A 16,043-nucleotide genomic window follows, 5' to 3' on the forward strand; every position below is an offset into this window, starting at 1 on the left:
ACTTAAATCTTATGTCTTTTATCTTACTTCTATAATAAATTACTTTGCATATCTTTGCGCCATTAAATTCAACCGTAGAATAGCAGGTTGTAAGCAACCATAAAATAATTCAAGCAGAATGAAGCAAGCTGGAGATTTCAAAAGAACATTGGTAACCACTGCGTTACCTTATGCCAATGGGCCCGTTCATATTGGTCACTTAGCGGGTGTGTATGTGCCGGCTGATATTTACGTGCGTTACCTGCGCCTTAAAAAGGAGGATGTGGTGTTGATTGGTGGCTCTGATGAGCATGGTGTACCCATTACTTTAAAGGCCAAAAACGAAGGTATTACGCCGCAGGATGTGGTGGATAAGTTTCATGGCATCATCAAAGATTCTTTTGAGAAATTCGGTATTTCATTCGATGTGTATTCACGCACTACCAGCAAAACGCATTATGAAACGGCTTCAGAATTCTTCCGCACGCTTTACGATAAAGGAGAGTTTATTGAGAAAGAATCGGAGCAGTACTACGACGAAGAAGCTAAACAGTTCTTGGCCGACCGTTACATTACAGGTACTTGTCCGCATTGTAAGAGCGAAGGCGCCTATGGTGACCAGTGCGAGAGCTGTGGTACATCATTAAACGCCACTGACCTGATTGATCCGCGATCAGTTGTGTCAGGTAGCAAGCCGGTCATCAAAACTACCAAGCACTGGTATTTACCTTTAGATAAACACGAACCATTTTTGAAAGAGTGGATTTTGGATGGCCATAAAGAGTGGAAGTCAAATGTTTATGGACAGTGCAAATCGTGGATTGACCTAGGTTTGCAGCCACGTGCCGTAAGTCGCGATTTGGATTGGGGAGTGCCTGTGCCTGTTGAAGGCGCTGATGGCAAAGTGCTTTACGTTTGGTTCGATGCGCCTATCGGTTACATTTCAGCCACCAAAGAACTAACGCCTGAATGGGAAAAGTATTGGAAAGATGAGGATACACGCATGCTTCATTTTATTGGTAAAGATAATATCGTGTTTCACTGTATTGTGTTTCCATCGATGTTGAAAGCAGAAGGCAGCTACATTCTACCTGAGAACGTACCGGCCAATGAATTCCTGAATCTGGAAGGTGATAAGATTTCGACTTCTCGTAACTGGGCCGTTTGGTTGCACGAATACCTGGTTGATTTTAAAGATAAGCAGGACGTGTTGCGCTATACGCTCACAGCCAATGCGCCTGAAACAAAGGATAACGATTTTACCTGGAAAGATTTTCAGGCACGTAATAACAACGAGTTGGTTGCCATATTGGGTAACTTTGTCAACCGTGCCATAGTATTGACACATAAATATTATGATGGGGTTGTGCCTGCGCAATGCGAACTGACTGACTATGATAAGGAAACCTTGAACGAGATTCCTGTGCTGGTTAAAAAGGTAGAAGATGCGCTGGATAACTTCAAATTCCGTGAAGCTGTTAAGGAAGCGATTAACTTAGCCCGCCTAGGTAACAAATACTTGGCTGATACTGAGCCTTGGAAACTGATTAAGACAGATGCAGAGCGCGTGAAGACGATTATGAATATTGCTTTACAAATTACTGCCAATGTGTCTATTCTGATAGAACCATTCCTGCCATTTACTGCTCAAAAGATGCAAAGCATGCTGAACCTGGGTGGTTTAACCTGGGTGGACTGTGGTAAGATTGATTTCCTTTCGGCAGGTCACCAGGTGAATAAACCGGAGTTGTTGTTCGAAAAGATTGAAGACGAAACCATTCAGATACAGCTGGATAAGCTGCAACAAACAAAAGAAGCTAATGAAGCGGCTAATAAGACAGCGGCTCCAGCCAAAGAGAATATTGAGTTTGATGACTTTGTGAAGATGGATATCCGTGTAGGAACCATTTTAGAAGCTGAGAAAGTGGCCAAAACGAAAAAGCTACTTCAATTAAAAGTTGATACCGGCATTGATCAACGCACTGTTGTATCTGGTATTGCAGAGTTCTTTAAACCCGAAGACATCATTGGTAAGCAGGTGAGTATCCTTGTCAATTTAGCACCACGCAGTATTCGTGGTATTGAGTCGCAAGGTATGATATTGATGGCCGAAGATGCAAATGGCAAATTGGAGTTTGTATCACCAGCCAATGCTGTTAAGCCTGGTTCGGAGGTAAGATAGAGACGATCTAAAATACTATAAATGAAAAGGTCCTGAATATTCAGGACCTTTTTTTGTTTAATTTTTTGATAAAAAAACAGTTATTATTGAAACTATTATTTTGTTATTTCGAATAAGTAGTCTGTATATTAATCTATTATAATCTAAACAATGAAAAAACTTGCACTATTTTGCATGCTGGCAATTAGCATGACCATGTTAGCTCAAGAGGCTCAAGAAGTTCAGACGACACAAGATGAACAAAAAGGACCTTTACTATTATCCCCATCATTTACATTTTCACATAAGAAGCTTGCTTATGTAACTCTTGAAGATGGAACTGAAATTAAAGGTAACATTCAGGATATTGATCGTGAAAAAGGATTGATAGAATTTGTAAAAATTAAAGATGGGCTGGGCAAAAAACATAAGCTTAAGCCAGCAGCAATTAAGCATATGTATTTACCTCCAAGTGGACTTGATAAGGTAACTAATGCTGTTGATGTTTTGTATGACGCAAAGAAATGGAATGATCAAAGAATTGACCAGGACTTGATTAACCAGGGATATGTGTATTTCGAGCAGGCTGACGTGAAAATCAAAAAGAAAACAGAAAAGCTCTTGGTTCAGCTTTTAAATCCAACCTTCTCATTAAAAGTTAAGGTATATCATGATCCTAAGGCTAAGGAGACAACCTCATTGGGAGTTGGCGGAATTAATGTTGTTGGGGGAATTGCTAAGTCGTATTATATAATGAAACAAAGTGATATAGCAGCCTATAAACTTACAAAAAAGGATTATCAGAAGCAGTTTGAGGCTTTTTGGTCTGATTGCAAAGTGTTGGTTGAAGAATATGGCGATAGTCCTAAGTGGCGTGACCTAACAGAGCACATACATATGTACAACGAACTATAATTGACTCTAAAATTTTATAACGACTGTCCTTCGTAAAGTGGGACAGTCTTTTTTGGCAACAACCGTAAAGTAATTTTCGAATTGGATAATGCGGCCAATTTCCTTTATTACTTTGATGAAAACAATGTAAATGTGTTCAACCTGAACTAATCGAATACAAAAAACTAACCTAAAGCCTTAAGAGTCATCTTAAGGCTTTTTTTCATTTCCTTTCCGCACTTTTTACCGTAAATTGCAGCCAAATTTTAGTTGAAGCAACTAAACTAATCGACCTGGATTTTATATGTATTTAAAGTATATTCTAACGGGCATTGCCTTGTTAATTGGTGGCCTTTTGGCTGTTCAAGGCAGTATCAATTCGCAATTGGGAGGTTTATTGAGGAATCCGTTACAGGCGGCTTTCGTTAATTTCTTCGTAGGAACAATTATTTTGCTGGCCATTAATGTATTTGCTAAAACCGAACTGCCGGCAAAAGAAACTCTTAAAGCCATCCCGTTATACTTGTTTATTGGCGGTGTGATGGGTGCCGTTTATGTGAGTTCAGCCATTATTCTTATCCCTAAAATTGGTGTGGCAACCATGTTGGGTGCGTCCATTGGTGGTCAAATGATTGTAGCCTCTATAATTGACCATTATGGTTTTTTCAACATTACGGTACATGCCATCTCACCCGGACGAATTGCCGGAATTATTCTTTTAATTATCGGCGTGTTTTTAATTCAGCGGTTTTAGAATTAAAGAAATTTAGCGTTAATAACTGACTGATTAAGTATAAGTTGGAGCGATATGAGACCTATCGAAAGTATGAAGATACTTGCATATGTTATTGATAATCATGCTCTATAACACCATTAAAAACAGTTAAAAATTAGTTCTAATATCAACAAAAGGTTTATTTTTGCGCCTTGGAAAAAAACAAACAGTTACATTATGGCAGATAAAACAAAACAACTGTTATTTAGTGATTTTCCACCAGTTTCTACTCAAGAGTGGATGGATAAAATCACGGCAGATCTTAAAGGAGCAGACTTTGAGAAAAAGCTGGTATGGAGAACCAACGAAGGGTTCAACGTACAGCCTTTCTATCGTTCTGAAGACCTTGAATCAATTAACTACCTGGAAAGCCAACCTGGCGAGTTCCCTTATGTAAGAGGTAATAACGCGAAAACCAACAAATGGTTTGTTCGTCAGGACATTTTGGTGAAAGATGTGAAAGCAGCTAACGAAAAAGCGTTGACTGTTTTAACTAAAGGTGTTGACAGTATTGGTTTCGTAATTGAAGACAAAGCGCTTATTACAGAAGCTAACGTTGAGGCTTTATTGAAAAACATCATTTCTGACGATGTGGAAATTAACTTCAACGCTTGCTGCGGCAACAAGGAGTTAATCGAGGCAGTTGTAGCAGTTCTTGACAAGATGAACCGCAACCAGGCTGAAGTTAAAGGTTCAATTAACTTCGACCCGATTGGTGATTTAACCATCAATGGAAAAGCTTGTTGCGATATCGAGAAAGCATTAGACCGTGTGAAAGAAGTGGCTGAGGTAGCTAAAAACTTCCCACAGTTCAAAACGCTTGCAGTAAATGCTCGTCACTTTAACAACGCAGGTGCTTCTATCGTGCAGGAGTTGGCGTTCGGTTTGGCTATGGGTAACGAGTACCTGTCGCAGCTAACTGAGCGTGGACTTTCTATCAATGAAGCAGCAGCTAACATGAAGTTCAACTTCGGTATCAGCGGTAACTACTTCATGGAAATTGCTAAGCTACGTGCAGGTCGTCTGTTATGGGCTAAGATTGTTGAAGCTTACAAGCCAACTGGTGTTGAAGTATGCAAAATGCATGTACACAGCGAAACTTCTGAGTGGAACAAGACTATCTTCGATCCAAACGTAAACATGCTTCGTACGCAAACTGAGGCTATGTCGGCTTCTATTGGTGGAACACAGTCATTAACTGTTATTCCATTCGACGCACTTTACAAAGAAACTACTGAGTTATCTGAGCGCGTAGCACGTAACCAGCAGTTACTGTTGAAAGAAGAATCTCACTTCGAGAAGATTGTTGACCCGTCAGCGGGTTCATATTATATCGAAAACCTAACTAACAGCATCGCTGAGCAAGCGTGGGCTTTGTTTGTTGAGGTTGAAGAAAAAGGTGGTTACCTGGCAGCTATGAAAGAAGGCTTTATTCAAGGTCTTGTAAAAGAAACAGCTGACAAACGTCGTAAGGCAGTAGCTACTCGTCGCGAAAATCTATTGGGTACTAACCAGTTCCCTAATACAGGCGAAATCATCTCTGGTAACATTGATGCCAGCAAATTAGTTAAGTCATGCGCTTGTTGCGAAACAGGAAACGATGTTGAGCCAATCTCATTGTTCCGCGGTGCACAAGACTTTGAAGAGTTGCGTTTAGCTACAGAAAAAGCAGCTAAGCGTCCAAAAGTATTTATGTTGACTTACGGTAACTTAGCTATGCGCTTAGCTCGCTCACAGTTCTCTGGTAACTTCTTTGGATGTGCCGGATACGAAATTCAGGATAACCTTGGTTTCAAAACTGTTGAAGAGGGTGTTGAAGCAGCCAAAGCAGCTAATGCCGACATCGTTGTACTTTGTAGCTCTGATGATGAGTACACAGAAGCAGCTCCTAAAGCTTTCGAATTACTAGGTGATACACCATTGGTAATTGCTGGTGCTCCTGCATGTGCTGATGAACTAAAAGCCAAAGGCATCACAAACTTTATCAATGTTCGTTCTAACGTGTTGGAGACATTGCAAGGGTTTAACGAGATGGTTCTAGAGAAATAGACTTTGAGACTATAGACTTTTAGACAAAAGACTTATTGAGAGTATAATTGTAATGAATAGGAAGCATAACTTTAAGGAATTGCAGATTTGGAAGAAGGGTAGGGCTCTTGTAAAGGAGATCTATCAGCTTACCTCTGAATATCCTCAATCCGAAATATACGGATTGGTTAGTCAAATGAGACGTGCTTCTGTGTCAATCCCTTCAAATATTGCAGAAGGTTCAGGCAGAAAAACGAGTAAGGAATTTAGTCGTTTTCTTGAAATTGCGTACAGTTCATCATTGGAGCTGGAAACACAATTATATGTTTCATGTGATCTTTCGTTTATCTCAGAATCTAAATTAGATGAATATCTATTTAAAATTGATGAAGTTCAAAAGATGATTTCTTCATTTGACAGTAAAATTCTGGCAGATAGTATCTAATCGTCTATTGTCTAAACATCTAACAATCTAAAAATTATGCGACCAAAATTTAATAACATAGATATCAAAAACAAGCCTTGCGGAACGACTGATGCTAAGGCTTGGGAACAAAAGCACGGGGTGAAAAAAGACTGGGTGACACCAGAGCAAATCCCTGTGAAACCAGTTTATGGTAAGGACGATTTAGAGGGCATGGAGCATTTGAACTATGCGGCCGGTTTACCTCCATATTTACGCGGACCTTACTCAATGATGTACGCGATGCGTCCTTGGACAGTTCGTCAGTATGCAGGTTTCTCTACTGCAGAGGAGTCAAACGCATTCTACCGTCGTAACCTGGCTGCTGGTCAGAAAGGTTTATCGGTAGCATTTGACTTGGCTACACACCGTGGCTACGACTCGGATCACGAGCGTGTAGTAGGTGACGTAGGTAAAGCAGGTGTGGCTATCGATTCTATCCTTGATATGAACGTATTGTTCGATGGTATTCCATTGGATAAAATGTCTGTATCGATGACTATGAACGGTGCTGTATTGCCGGTAATGGCTTTCTACATCGTAGCTGGTTTAGAGCAAGGCGTTAAGTTGGAAGAGATGGCTGGTACTATCCAGAACGACATTTTGAAGGAATTCATGGTGCGTAACACCTACATCTACCCACCACAATTCTCGATGAAGGTGATTGCCGACATCTTTGAATTTACTTCACAGAAGATGCCTAAGTTTAACTCAATCTCTATTTCGGGTTACCACATGCAAGAAGCAGGTGCTACCGCTGATATTGAGTTAGCATATACTTTGGCTGATGGTTTAGAGTACTTACGTGCCGGTGTTGATGCTGGTTTGGATATCGATGCATTTGCGCCTCGTTTATCATTCTTCTGGGCCATTGGTATGAACCACTTCATGGAGATTGCCAAGATGCGTGCAGCTCGTATGTTGTGGGCTAAAATCGTGAAGCAGTTCAATCCTAAAAATCCTAAGTCCTTAGCGTTACGTACGCACTCACAAACTTCAGGATGGTCATTAACTGAGCAGGATCCTTTCAACAACGTTGGTCGTACTTGTATTGAGGCGATGGGTGCTGCCCTTGGTCACACACAGTCGTTACACACTAACGCATTGGATGAGGCAATTGCATTACCAACCGATTTCTCTGCACGTATTGCTCGTAATACGCAGATTTTCATCCAGGATGAAACTCAAATCTGTAAGGCTATCGACCCATGGGCAGGTTCTTACTATGTAGAGTCATTGACTAATGAGTTGGTTGACAAAGCCTGGGCACACATCCAGGAAATTGAGTCATTAGGTGGTATGGCTAAAGCAATTGAGTCAGGTATTCCTAAAATGCGTATCGAAGAGGCTGCTGCTCGTACACAGGCTAAAATCGATGCAAAGACTCAGACAATCGTGGGTACTAACAAGTACCGTTTGGAGAAAGAAGACCCAATCGATATTTTGGATATCGATAACGCTGAAGTTCGTAAGTCACAGATTGAGCGCTTAGCTAAGCTACGTGCTAACCGTAACGAAGAAGAAGTACAGGCTGCTTTGGCTGCTATCACTAAAGCGGTTGAAACTGGCGAAGGTAACTTGTTGGCCTTAGCTGTTGATGCAGCTCAGAAGCGTGCTTCGTTAGGTGAGATTTCTGATGCTTGCGAAAAAATCGTAGGTAGATATAACGCAGTAATCAGATCAATTTCAGGAGTGTACAGCGCAGAAGCAGCAGACGATAAAGAGTTTGCAAAAGCACAGTCATTAGCAAAACAATTTGCTGAGAAAGAAGGTCGTCAGCCACGTATCATGATCGCTAAAATGGGTCAGGATGGTCACGACCGCGGAGCTAAAGTAGTAGCAACCGGTTATGCTGATATCGGTTTCGACGTGGATATGGGACCATTGTTCCAGACGCCAGCCGAAGCGGCTAAGCAAGCTGTTGAAAACGACGTTCACGTGGTGGGTGTGTCTTCATTGGCTGCTGGTCACAAGACCTTAGTTCCTCAAATTATTGAAGAGCTTAAGAAATTGGGTCGTGAGGATATCTTAGTAATCTGTGGAGGTGTTATTCCAGCTCAGGATTACCAATTCCTTTACGATGCAGGTGCTGTGGCTATCTTCGGTCCTGGTACTTCAGTTGCTAAAGCAGGTTCAGACATCTTGAACATGCTGATTGAGCAGCATGCTGAGTAATTAGAAATATTGCACGGTGCTTTGCATTGTGTTGCAAATATTAAAAAGCCACCTCGTTTTGGGGTGGCTTTTCTTGTATTTATTGCCAGGTTATCTTTAATTATTTTGTCTCTTTCAGATGCTTTTAAACAATTGAACCATAGTATTTACCTATACTTTAATGTTGATTTTTCTTCCCTTTCGTAACTATTCCGGTAGATGCCAGTAAAACAGCCTATAACCTGAAAGAGTTAGTTGGAATAGGGGAGCTTTTATCCTTAGGGAAAGGATAGATGTTAAGCCGGCTAGCTCTTTAAAAATCGTATAAATGAAAAAAATAGCGTTGGGAATGATGCTGGGACTATTCTGTCTTTCAGCTACGGCACAGAGGATTGATGAATTTAAAGCCGAAACATCTTATTTAACATATCCACGAATTCCGGTAAAAGATATCGACTGGAACCAGATTAAGGCTGAAGTGGCTCACTCAGACATCTCATTGGGTGACAAAACCGTGCACAAAGGGGCCAATCTTTGTAAGGCCAAAGGGGCGAGCATTAAAGATGCCAAAGTCATTGAGAATTATTACTACGAGGTAAAGCACCAAACGCCATCAGGTATTTTGCGTATCACTGACAATACCGGTATGGTGTTGTTAAGCAAAAAAACTTCGGAAGCTGGTAATTCAAGCACCATGTTTGGTAAAGACGATTGTTATTTTCTGGAAGCCATACTGGTAGATGTTTGGAAAAAGCAGGCAGATACTTACAAAGAAATAGTGGCAGAGGATGAGTTTGCTAATGTGCAGGCCAAGGCGCAGGATTTTGTTGATAAGGCCGTGATGTTTCGCTATGTTGATGAAGAAGTAGAGGTATTCTATCCTAAAACCAGTAAAGAGCATAATTACGATGCCTTACAAGCGGTAGCCCAAGAGGCTGCAGAGGCTTATAGGCTGATAAATGCCGATTATCAGCATGCAGAGGCGAAAGCTAAACTGGAGACGGCCATTGCTGCCTGGGAAAAGGAATTGGAGCAGACGAATCTGAATGATCGTAAATCACGCATCAATAAAAAAGTGGCGGCTACTTTACGGGCCAATATGGCTTTGGCTTATGCCTATCTTCAACAGTATAACGATGCCATTGTGCAGGTTAATAAGGCACTGAATATGTATTCGGGCATGTCCAGTAATCGCACCATGAAATGGGAAGTACTGCGCGATCGTTGCAATGAGCAAAATGGATACTACCTTTTAAATAAAGATACTGAAGTGGATTTGTCAGCACGTCAGGTGGAAGTGACCAACCGCGGAATGGCTGCTTATGAAGAATTTAAAAACGACTATAGTGCCTATGCGTCAAAGCAGCAAATGAACGAATACGCTGCAGCTAAAGATGCGCACGATAAAGCGGTTGAGTCGGGAGAATTAAACCCATATGAGTCCATGGTAACTCATACATCAACTCAGGGCTATATGCTGATGTATATGTCATTTAACAAGCTGGGCGAGTTTCCGGTAGAGGTGTGCGATCTGACCCAGTTGAACCAAATTTACTTTAAGAACCAGGACATTGAGAGTATCCCGGTTGAAATTGGCCAGTTGGTTAATCTGAAGCGTTTGGATCTGTCAAAGAATCGTATTCAGCTTATCCCCGATGAAATTGGTGCCTGTAAGGAATTGAAGACAATTATTCTGAAAGGTAATCCACTTCCTCAAAGTGAGTTGGATAAATTGGCGAAGCTATTGCCTGACTGTAAAGTGAAAATGTAATTCAATCAATACGTCATTCTGAAGCCATCTCATTTTAGGGGTGGCTTTTTATTTCTAGCTTATATAAAGGAGAACAAATGATTATATAATCAGTCGTTTTCTGTTGTAAGCCAATAGAAAACGCATTGGCTCACTCAATATATGATTGTCCTTAATAGTTTTTTATTAAAAATACACCTGAACACCCACCGAGATTAGGTGGTAACTGTTGCTAAACAGCTTGGTGTCGATATCGGCTTCGAGCATAAAGGTCATGTTCTCTTTAATCCATATTTCCAGGTTGATAGGAATCCATACCGGCATGCGGGTGGTGTTGGCAAATACAATATCGGCATCCAGGCCGGTGGACAGGCGCGCCCCTTTGCCCACATTAAACGATAGCAAACCCGTTAGGTCGAGTGCCACATCATTGAAGGAATGGATACCGGCTGCAAATGAAAAGTTTTTACTTTTACTAAACTGCAGGTCCATACCAACAAAGTTGCTGTTGCCCAATACGCCCAGCTTCATGCCTAAATCAATGCCCTGTGCAATACCAAAACCGCCGTTCATAAACAGCATCAGCTGATCGTTGCCATTAGTTACCAACAGGGTGGGCATCATGCCAAAGTTCCCTTTGCCTTTACCCACCATTTGTGGCGATCCAAACACCTGTGCGTTAGCGACCCATGCCGTGCCAAAAAGCAGAGCTATTAATATTAGTTTCTTCATCCGTCCAAAAATGTATAATAGCTGCAAAGGTAATGGATGGTTGTCTACCCTATACCTAATAATCCTTAACTTTTATCAAATGGCAAAGTAGCTTCTGGTCGTTAGTACAGCTTTTCTTCATTTTGTCGTCCGGAACTGTAACCTTGGCTTCTTTTTTGCTTGGCAAAGCCTTCAATCTGTTTATTTCAGAAGGGAAAATTGTGTTAGAGTAATTGGTGCAGGGGCAAGGCAATGCTTATTTGTGCCAAGAAAGGAAGAGTTATGACCATCAGTAAAGATTCAAAATATTTTATACCAGCCATCACCATTTTGCTTGCTATGCTAACGGCTATGTCGCCGCTGGCTATCGACACCTACCTGTCGTCCATGCCCATTATGGCCGAATATTTTGGGGTAACCATTAACCTGGTTGAGATAACTTTAACGGTCTATTTCCTGGGATTTGCTATGGGTAATTTCTTTGGCGGACCCTTGTCCGATGCCTTTGGCCGGAAAACCCTGGCCATGACGGGTATCACACTCTACATCTTGTCGGCACTCAGCATTCCTTTTTGTCGCACCATAGAGCAGGTGTGGGTGTTAAGGGCTGTTCAGGCTTTTGGTGGCGGCTTTTCGTCGGTAACGGCCATGGTGTTTGTACGCGACTGGTTTAAAGGAGCCAAGGTAGCCCGACTGGCCACCATGGTGGGTATGGTCATGATGTTTGCACCATTGGTGTCGCCCATCATTGGCACCGCATTGGGGCAACTAATTGGGTGGCAGTCTATTTTCTGGTTCTTAGCAGCCTATGGTGTGGTATTGTGGGTATTGTTTTATGCCTTTATGCCTGAGTCGAGGGAAGCGCACCTGATTACCCGACGTATTACCCCCGGGCAATTTTTCAGCAAATACAAGCTATTCTTTCAGTCGAGGCCGGCTGTGCTACTGCTATTGGCTACTGCCTTTTCTATGAGTGGCATGTTTGTATTCATCACCAGTTCATCGTTTATCTACCTCGAATATTTCGGCATGAAACCCGAGGTGTTTCCGATTTTATTTGCCGCCAATGTATTGCTCAACGTGGTACTGTCCTTACTTAATAACCGATTGCTTAAAAAATACTCACCCCAGCTGCTTCTAAAAACAGGTTTGTTGGCCGGATTGGTGGCGGCTACGCTTATATTTATTTACACCGTTGATGGCGAGGCACATTTTATTCCGGTATTTGCCGGCGTAGTGTTTTATATTGGCAGCCTGGGCATGGTGTTTGGTAATGCCACCGCTACTATTCTGAACCTCCTGCCAAAAATTAGTGGAGCGGCCAATGCCATGATTGGTGTTACCCGCTTTATTGCCAGCTTTCTGATTGGTTCGCTAACCGCCGTGTTTTATACGGGCAACCTGCTGCCACTGGGTATCAGTATGTTTGTGTGCGCGCTATTGGCCAATGGCTTCTATTGGTTATATAAAAGGAGTGAACGTGACCTAATATGCCGGTAAAGTAATTTAGGCATATGTATTTACGGTCAGGTACTTAGCAATAAAACATATAGATGTATGAAGACTTATGCTTAATTCAATCTAAATTACAATTATATCCAGAATATTTTCTCTAATACCCATTGTGCCAATCAAATAGACTTATTTCTTGAGCTTCGAATCTGATTGTTTACCCAATTCATTTTCAGAATATTATAATTATTGACTATATTTCATTTGACTTTTAATTACACCTAATACCGTTGCTCGAATGAAAAGAGTTGCTTTGCTGGACCGTACCTTTTTAGGTGCAGTACTTCTGGCTCTGTTTGATTGTGTGTACAACCTATTTCAGACAGGCATCAAAGAATTAAACAGGGCGAGGTCCGGCCTGTTAACTGCCTCTTACCTGCTTTCCTCTGTTTTTGTTGGCATTTTCGCTAATAGCCCAATGGCCATTTTGCTTCTACCCAGATGGTGTACCACTGCATTACCATTACAATCCAAACATACATGAAGAATCTACTTACTCTTGCCTTTACAATTCTTATTGGGCTTGCCTCAATGGCCCAGGAAGTTGTTCCAGAAAACACTATTGAGAAAGACTTACCGGTAAGCGAACCATTTTTAAGCGGTCTACTGGTCGATAACCAAACCACCTTTATACCTGTCAAAAAAACTTTCGAATTTATGATCCAACATAAGTTTGGAAATATGGATAATGGCATAAAGGATGTTTTCGGTATATATGCGCCGGGTGCTTTCATCAGAACCGGAGTCAACTATGTACCACTTAAGAATATGCAGGTTGGTTATGGTTTGCATTTAGTGAGAATGTACAGCGATTTTTCGCTGAAATATACTTTACTGGAGCAAACCCGTAAAAACAGGATTCCGGTGGCTGTAGGCTTTTATGGCAATATGGCTATTGATGGCCGCGAAAAGGAGGTGTTTGGTACAGGTTATACCTTCTCTGATCGCTTATCTTATTTTGCCCAACTTATTGTTGGTCGTAAATTTGGTGAGGTGGCCAGTATTCAGGCCAATACCAGTTTCTCGCATTTTAATGCTACAGAGCTGGGCATGGATCATGACAAAATAGCTGTTGGATTGAATGGCCGCATAACCGTTAACTATAAGCATGCCATATTATTTCAGTGCGATGTGCCACTGGAACTGAATTCAATTACCGAGCACCGTGAGTTTACCAATACACCTTATGCAAATATTGGCCTGGGTTGGGAAATAAGAACCAGTGCACACGTATTTCAGCTGTATATTTCATCGTCAGACGGATTTTTGCCACAGCACAATATGCTGTTTAATCGCAACGATTTCAGGGAGGGCCAAATCAGGTTTGGATTTACCATTACACGTTTATACAACTTCTTTTAATACTAAATAAACATAACTACTATGAAAAAACATCTGTTTAAACTCGCGATTATAGCGCTTTTGGCTATCATCCACATGTCGTTTACGACTAAAACAAGCAATCAGGAGCACACTAAGAAAGAAGTGCCTGCCGAATATCAAAACAAAGAAAATCCATACAAGAATGATGCATCCTTGAAAATGATTGGTCTTCGCAATTTTAATCGTCATTGTGTTTCATGCCATGGCAAAAAAGGCAAAGGTGATGGCGTAATGGCTAAGAATATGAAAACGCTTCCGGGCGACTTGTCGGCTAAATACATGGAAGAATATACCGATGGAGAACTCTATTATTTGTCATTTGTGGGCATTGCCGACCGGCCAGACTTTATGAAACTGATTCCGGAGGAAGAAGCCAAATGGGCCGTTGTAAACTATGTGAGAGCACTTCAGGACCAATAAGCAGACAATTGGGCAAGCAAAGCTCGTTTGCTTCATGAATGCAGTATCTAATGAGGGAACTACCGCAGAAGGCAGGAAGCTTTGCTAATAGCTGCATGCAGCTAATGAAAATTACTTAATCGGGATAAGCAATTTTTATAAAACCTAAATGATTAATTAAACACTTTTAACCACAAGCCCATGTCATTAAAAAGAAAATTACTTTTACTTGTTATACTACCGGTTCTATCCTGCGGTGTTATTGCCTTGCTGGTATCATCCATGCGCATTTATTCACAAGGAATTGATGACCTGGAAAACAAGAGCAATTCCATACTTGATTTATATACTATGCATTTCTTACGATACCACACAGATGGGAGTATGTCGGAAGATAATGCCGGTGAAACAGAAGACCTATTGGAAGGCTCCTATGAATTCAGGATTGTTTCACAGGAGGCCTTAAATAAGAATCATCAGGCAACAGCGGAAGAAGTTACATATGAAAACACATTGAAGGAAAACAATCTTCAGTCGCTTAAGGTATTTGATGACCAAACCAGTGAACTGCGAATTATACGGCCAGTGTATTACAGTGATGAACTCAACTGCGCATTTTGTCATAATCAGGGGCAGAGTCAAACAGCTTTGCATGCTGGCGATATCAGAGGCCTGTTTATTGTGTCTACCAGCACCGAACCGGTTTATAAGAGTGTCAAGTCATCGGTATTACAGATTTCGGCTTTTACGCTCTGCATTATAGTGATTGCCATTTTCATTAGTTTTATCATTATCCGGCGTATTAATAATTCATTTAAAGGCATTCTGCAAACCAGTAAACGCATAGCCAATGGCGACCTGACAGTGGATATTGATGCACAAAGCAATGATGAACTTGGTGAAATAGGCAAGAGTCTTCACCAGATGATTGAGAGTATACGCAAAATAGTCACTTCAATCACCACAGGTGCCAACAACATTGCTGTGGCTAGTGAAGAGTTGAGTATTAGTTCAACCAGGGTGTCGGAGGCGGCCACTCAGCAGGCCAGCTCGCTGGAGGAAGTTTCGGCCTCCATGGAAGAAATGCTTGCTTCCATTCAGCAAAACACAGCCAATTCTGATCAGACACGCACAAAGGCAGCCAAAGCTGCCCAATCTATGGTCAACGTTAGTAACTCAACCGATAAGAGCCTGAATGCCATACAGAGTATTTCCTCTAAAATTGGTATTATCAATGATATAGCTAACCAAACCAACATTCTGGCGCTGAATGCAGCTGTGGAATCGGCTCGTGCGGGGTCTGCAGGTCGAGGCTTTGCAGTAGTGGCCAACGAGGTTAAAAACCTGGCCGAGCTAAGCAAAAGTGCAGCTGAAGAGATTGTGAAGCTATCAGGCTCAAGCGTCGAAGTTTCGGAGGAAGCAGTACGCCTGGTCTCAGAAACCATACCCGAGATTGAGCGGACGGCTGAGCTGATGCACGAGGTTTACACGGCAAGCAATGAACAAAATGTAGGCTCTGAGCAGATTAATGCAGTATTGTCGGAGCTTAACCGTTCAACGCAAGTAAACGCTGAAACAGCCGAAGAATTAACCAGTAATGCTGAAGAGCTGAAGATGCAGGCACAAGAGTTTAAGCAGTTGGTGGCATTCTTTAAGTTGGCTAAGCAATAGGGCTAATATGCCATAACATACTATCGCATAAGATATTTATAAGGCCACCCTAAAGCGGGTGGCTTTTTTATTTGATGGCAGTTGGATATGTATATGATAGGCGAGTATTTTTTGATGGCTGTTCATCAACACACACGCTCATAGATTATGCTTTGAGATAAAG

General features: G+C 41.6%; 12 protein-coding genes. 11 read left to right on the forward strand and 1 reads right to left on the reverse strand.

Annotation, left to right across the window (positions count from 1 at the left end; all coding sequences use genetic code 11):
- Nucleotides 1–118 precede the first annotated feature (118 nt).
- From metG to KDU71_RS16345, 7 genes are all read left to right on the forward strand, one after another.
- A complete protein-coding gene (gene metG / locus KDU71_RS16315) occupies nucleotides 119–2,161 on the forward strand; it encodes a methionine--tRNA ligase (RefSeq protein ID WP_212192161.1) in 2,043 nt (680 codons plus the stop codon).
- Nucleotides 2,162–2,311: 150 nt separating this feature from the next.
- Nucleotides 2,312–3,055: a hypothetical protein gene (locus KDU71_RS16320; RefSeq protein ID WP_212192162.1), complete on the forward strand. Its 744-nt coding sequence runs from the start codon at nucleotides 2,312–2,314 to the stop codon at nucleotides 3,053–3,055.
- A 283-nt stretch (nucleotides 3,056–3,338) separates the two neighbouring features.
- Nucleotides 3,339–3,788, forward strand: a complete 450-nt coding sequence (locus tag KDU71_RS16325) for a DMT family transporter (RefSeq protein WP_212192163.1) — start codon at nucleotides 3,339–3,341, stop codon at nucleotides 3,786–3,788.
- A gap of 198 nt (nucleotides 3,789–3,986) precedes the next feature.
- Nucleotides 3,987–5,858, forward strand: a complete 1,872-nt coding sequence (gene mutA, locus KDU71_RS16330) for a methylmalonyl-CoA mutase small subunit (protein ID WP_212192164.1) — start codon at nucleotides 3,987–3,989, stop codon at nucleotides 5,856–5,858.
- 52 nt (nucleotides 5,859–5,910) lie between these two features.
- Nucleotides 5,911–6,282: a four helix bundle protein gene (locus tag KDU71_RS16335; RefSeq protein ID WP_212192165.1), complete on the forward strand. Its 372-nt coding sequence runs from the start codon at nucleotides 5,911–5,913 to the stop codon at nucleotides 6,280–6,282.
- Nucleotides 6,283–6,318: 36 nt separating this feature from the next.
- Nucleotides 6,319–8,475, forward strand: a complete 2,157-nt coding sequence (gene scpA, locus KDU71_RS16340; protein ID WP_212192166.1) for a methylmalonyl-CoA mutase — start codon at nucleotides 6,319–6,321, stop codon at nucleotides 8,473–8,475.
- A 307-nt stretch (nucleotides 8,476–8,782) separates the two neighbouring features.
- Entirely contained in the window at nucleotides 8,783–10,225 is a 1,443-nt protein-coding gene (locus KDU71_RS16345; RefSeq protein ID WP_212192167.1) for a leucine-rich repeat domain-containing protein, read from the forward strand.
- 165 nt (nucleotides 10,226–10,390) lie between these two features.
- Here KDU71_RS16345 and KDU71_RS16350 read toward each other — a convergent pair whose 3' ends face one another.
- Nucleotides 10,391–10,936, reverse strand: coding sequence for a hypothetical protein (locus KDU71_RS16350; protein ID WP_212192168.1), 546 nt, complete (start codon nucleotides 10,934–10,936; stop codon nucleotides 10,391–10,393).
- Nucleotides 10,937–11,197: 261 nt separating this feature from the next.
- Between KDU71_RS16350 and KDU71_RS16355 the strand changes: the two genes are divergently transcribed.
- The 4 genes from KDU71_RS16355 (at nucleotide 11,198) to KDU71_RS16370 (ending at nucleotide 15,880) form a co-directional block, all read left to right on the forward strand.
- Nucleotides 11,198–12,415 carry a multidrug effflux MFS transporter gene (locus KDU71_RS16355; protein WP_212192169.1) on the forward strand — a complete coding sequence of 406 codons (1,218 nt, stop codon included), beginning with the start codon at nucleotides 11,198–11,200 and terminating at the stop codon, nucleotides 12,413–12,415.
- Between the two features lie 492 nt (nucleotides 12,416–12,907).
- Complete coding sequence (locus KDU71_RS16360; protein WP_212192170.1) at nucleotides 12,908–13,789, forward strand: DUF5777 family beta-barrel protein; 882 nt, start codon at nucleotides 12,908–12,910, stop codon at nucleotides 13,787–13,789.
- A gap of 21 nt (nucleotides 13,790–13,810) precedes the next feature.
- Nucleotides 13,811–14,230 (forward strand): c-type cytochrome, encoded by a 420-nt coding sequence (locus KDU71_RS16365; protein ID WP_212192171.1) that lies wholly within the window; start codon nucleotides 13,811–13,813, stop codon nucleotides 14,228–14,230.
- A 180-nt stretch (nucleotides 14,231–14,410) separates the two neighbouring features.
- Complete coding sequence (locus KDU71_RS16370) at nucleotides 14,411–15,880, forward strand: methyl-accepting chemotaxis protein (protein WP_212192172.1); 1,470 nt, start codon at nucleotides 14,411–14,413, stop codon at nucleotides 15,878–15,880.
- Nucleotides 15,881–16,043 lie beyond the last annotated feature (163 nt).

The sequence above is a fragment of the Carboxylicivirga sediminis genome, assembly GCF_018156225.1.
Classification (GTDB): Bacteria; Bacteroidota; Bacteroidia; order Bacteroidales; family Marinilabiliaceae; genus Carboxylicivirga; species Carboxylicivirga sediminis.

What these genes read in the sequence shown, in the direction of transcription:
- metG (WP_212192161.1), top strand. Translation starts at nt 119, where the DNA reads ATGAAGCAAGCTGGAGATTTCAAAAGAACATTGGTAACCACTGCGTTA.
- KDU71_RS16320 (WP_212192162.1), top strand. Translation starts at nt 2,312, where the DNA reads ATGAAAAAACTTGCACTATTTTGCATGCTGGCAATTAGCATGACCATG.
- KDU71_RS16325 (WP_212192163.1), top strand. Translation starts at nt 3,339, where the DNA reads ATGTATTTAAAGTATATTCTAACGGGCATTGCCTTGTTAATTGGTGGC.
- mutA (WP_212192164.1), top strand. Translation starts at nt 3,987, where the DNA reads ATGGCAGATAAAACAAAACAACTGTTATTTAGTGATTTTCCACCAGTT.
- KDU71_RS16335 (WP_212192165.1), top strand. Translation starts at nt 5,911, where the DNA reads ATGAATAGGAAGCATAACTTTAAGGAATTGCAGATTTGGAAGAAGGGT.
- scpA (WP_212192166.1), top strand. Translation starts at nt 6,319, where the DNA reads ATGCGACCAAAATTTAATAACATAGATATCAAAAACAAGCCTTGCGGA.
- KDU71_RS16345 (WP_212192167.1), top strand. Translation starts at nt 8,783, where the DNA reads ATGAAAAAAATAGCGTTGGGAATGATGCTGGGACTATTCTGTCTTTCA.
- KDU71_RS16350 (WP_212192168.1), bottom strand. Translation starts at nt 10,936, where the DNA reads ATGAAGAAACTAATATTAATAGCTCTGCTTTTTGGCACGGCATGGGTC.
- KDU71_RS16355 (WP_212192169.1), top strand. Translation starts at nt 11,198, where the DNA reads ATGACCATCAGTAAAGATTCAAAATATTTTATACCAGCCATCACCATT.
- KDU71_RS16360 (WP_212192170.1), top strand. Translation starts at nt 12,908, where the DNA reads ATGAAGAATCTACTTACTCTTGCCTTTACAATTCTTATTGGGCTTGCC.
- KDU71_RS16365 (WP_212192171.1), top strand. Translation starts at nt 13,811, where the DNA reads ATGAAAAAACATCTGTTTAAACTCGCGATTATAGCGCTTTTGGCTATC.
- KDU71_RS16370 (WP_212192172.1), top strand. Translation starts at nt 14,411, where the DNA reads ATGTCATTAAAAAGAAAATTACTTTTACTTGTTATACTACCGGTTCTA.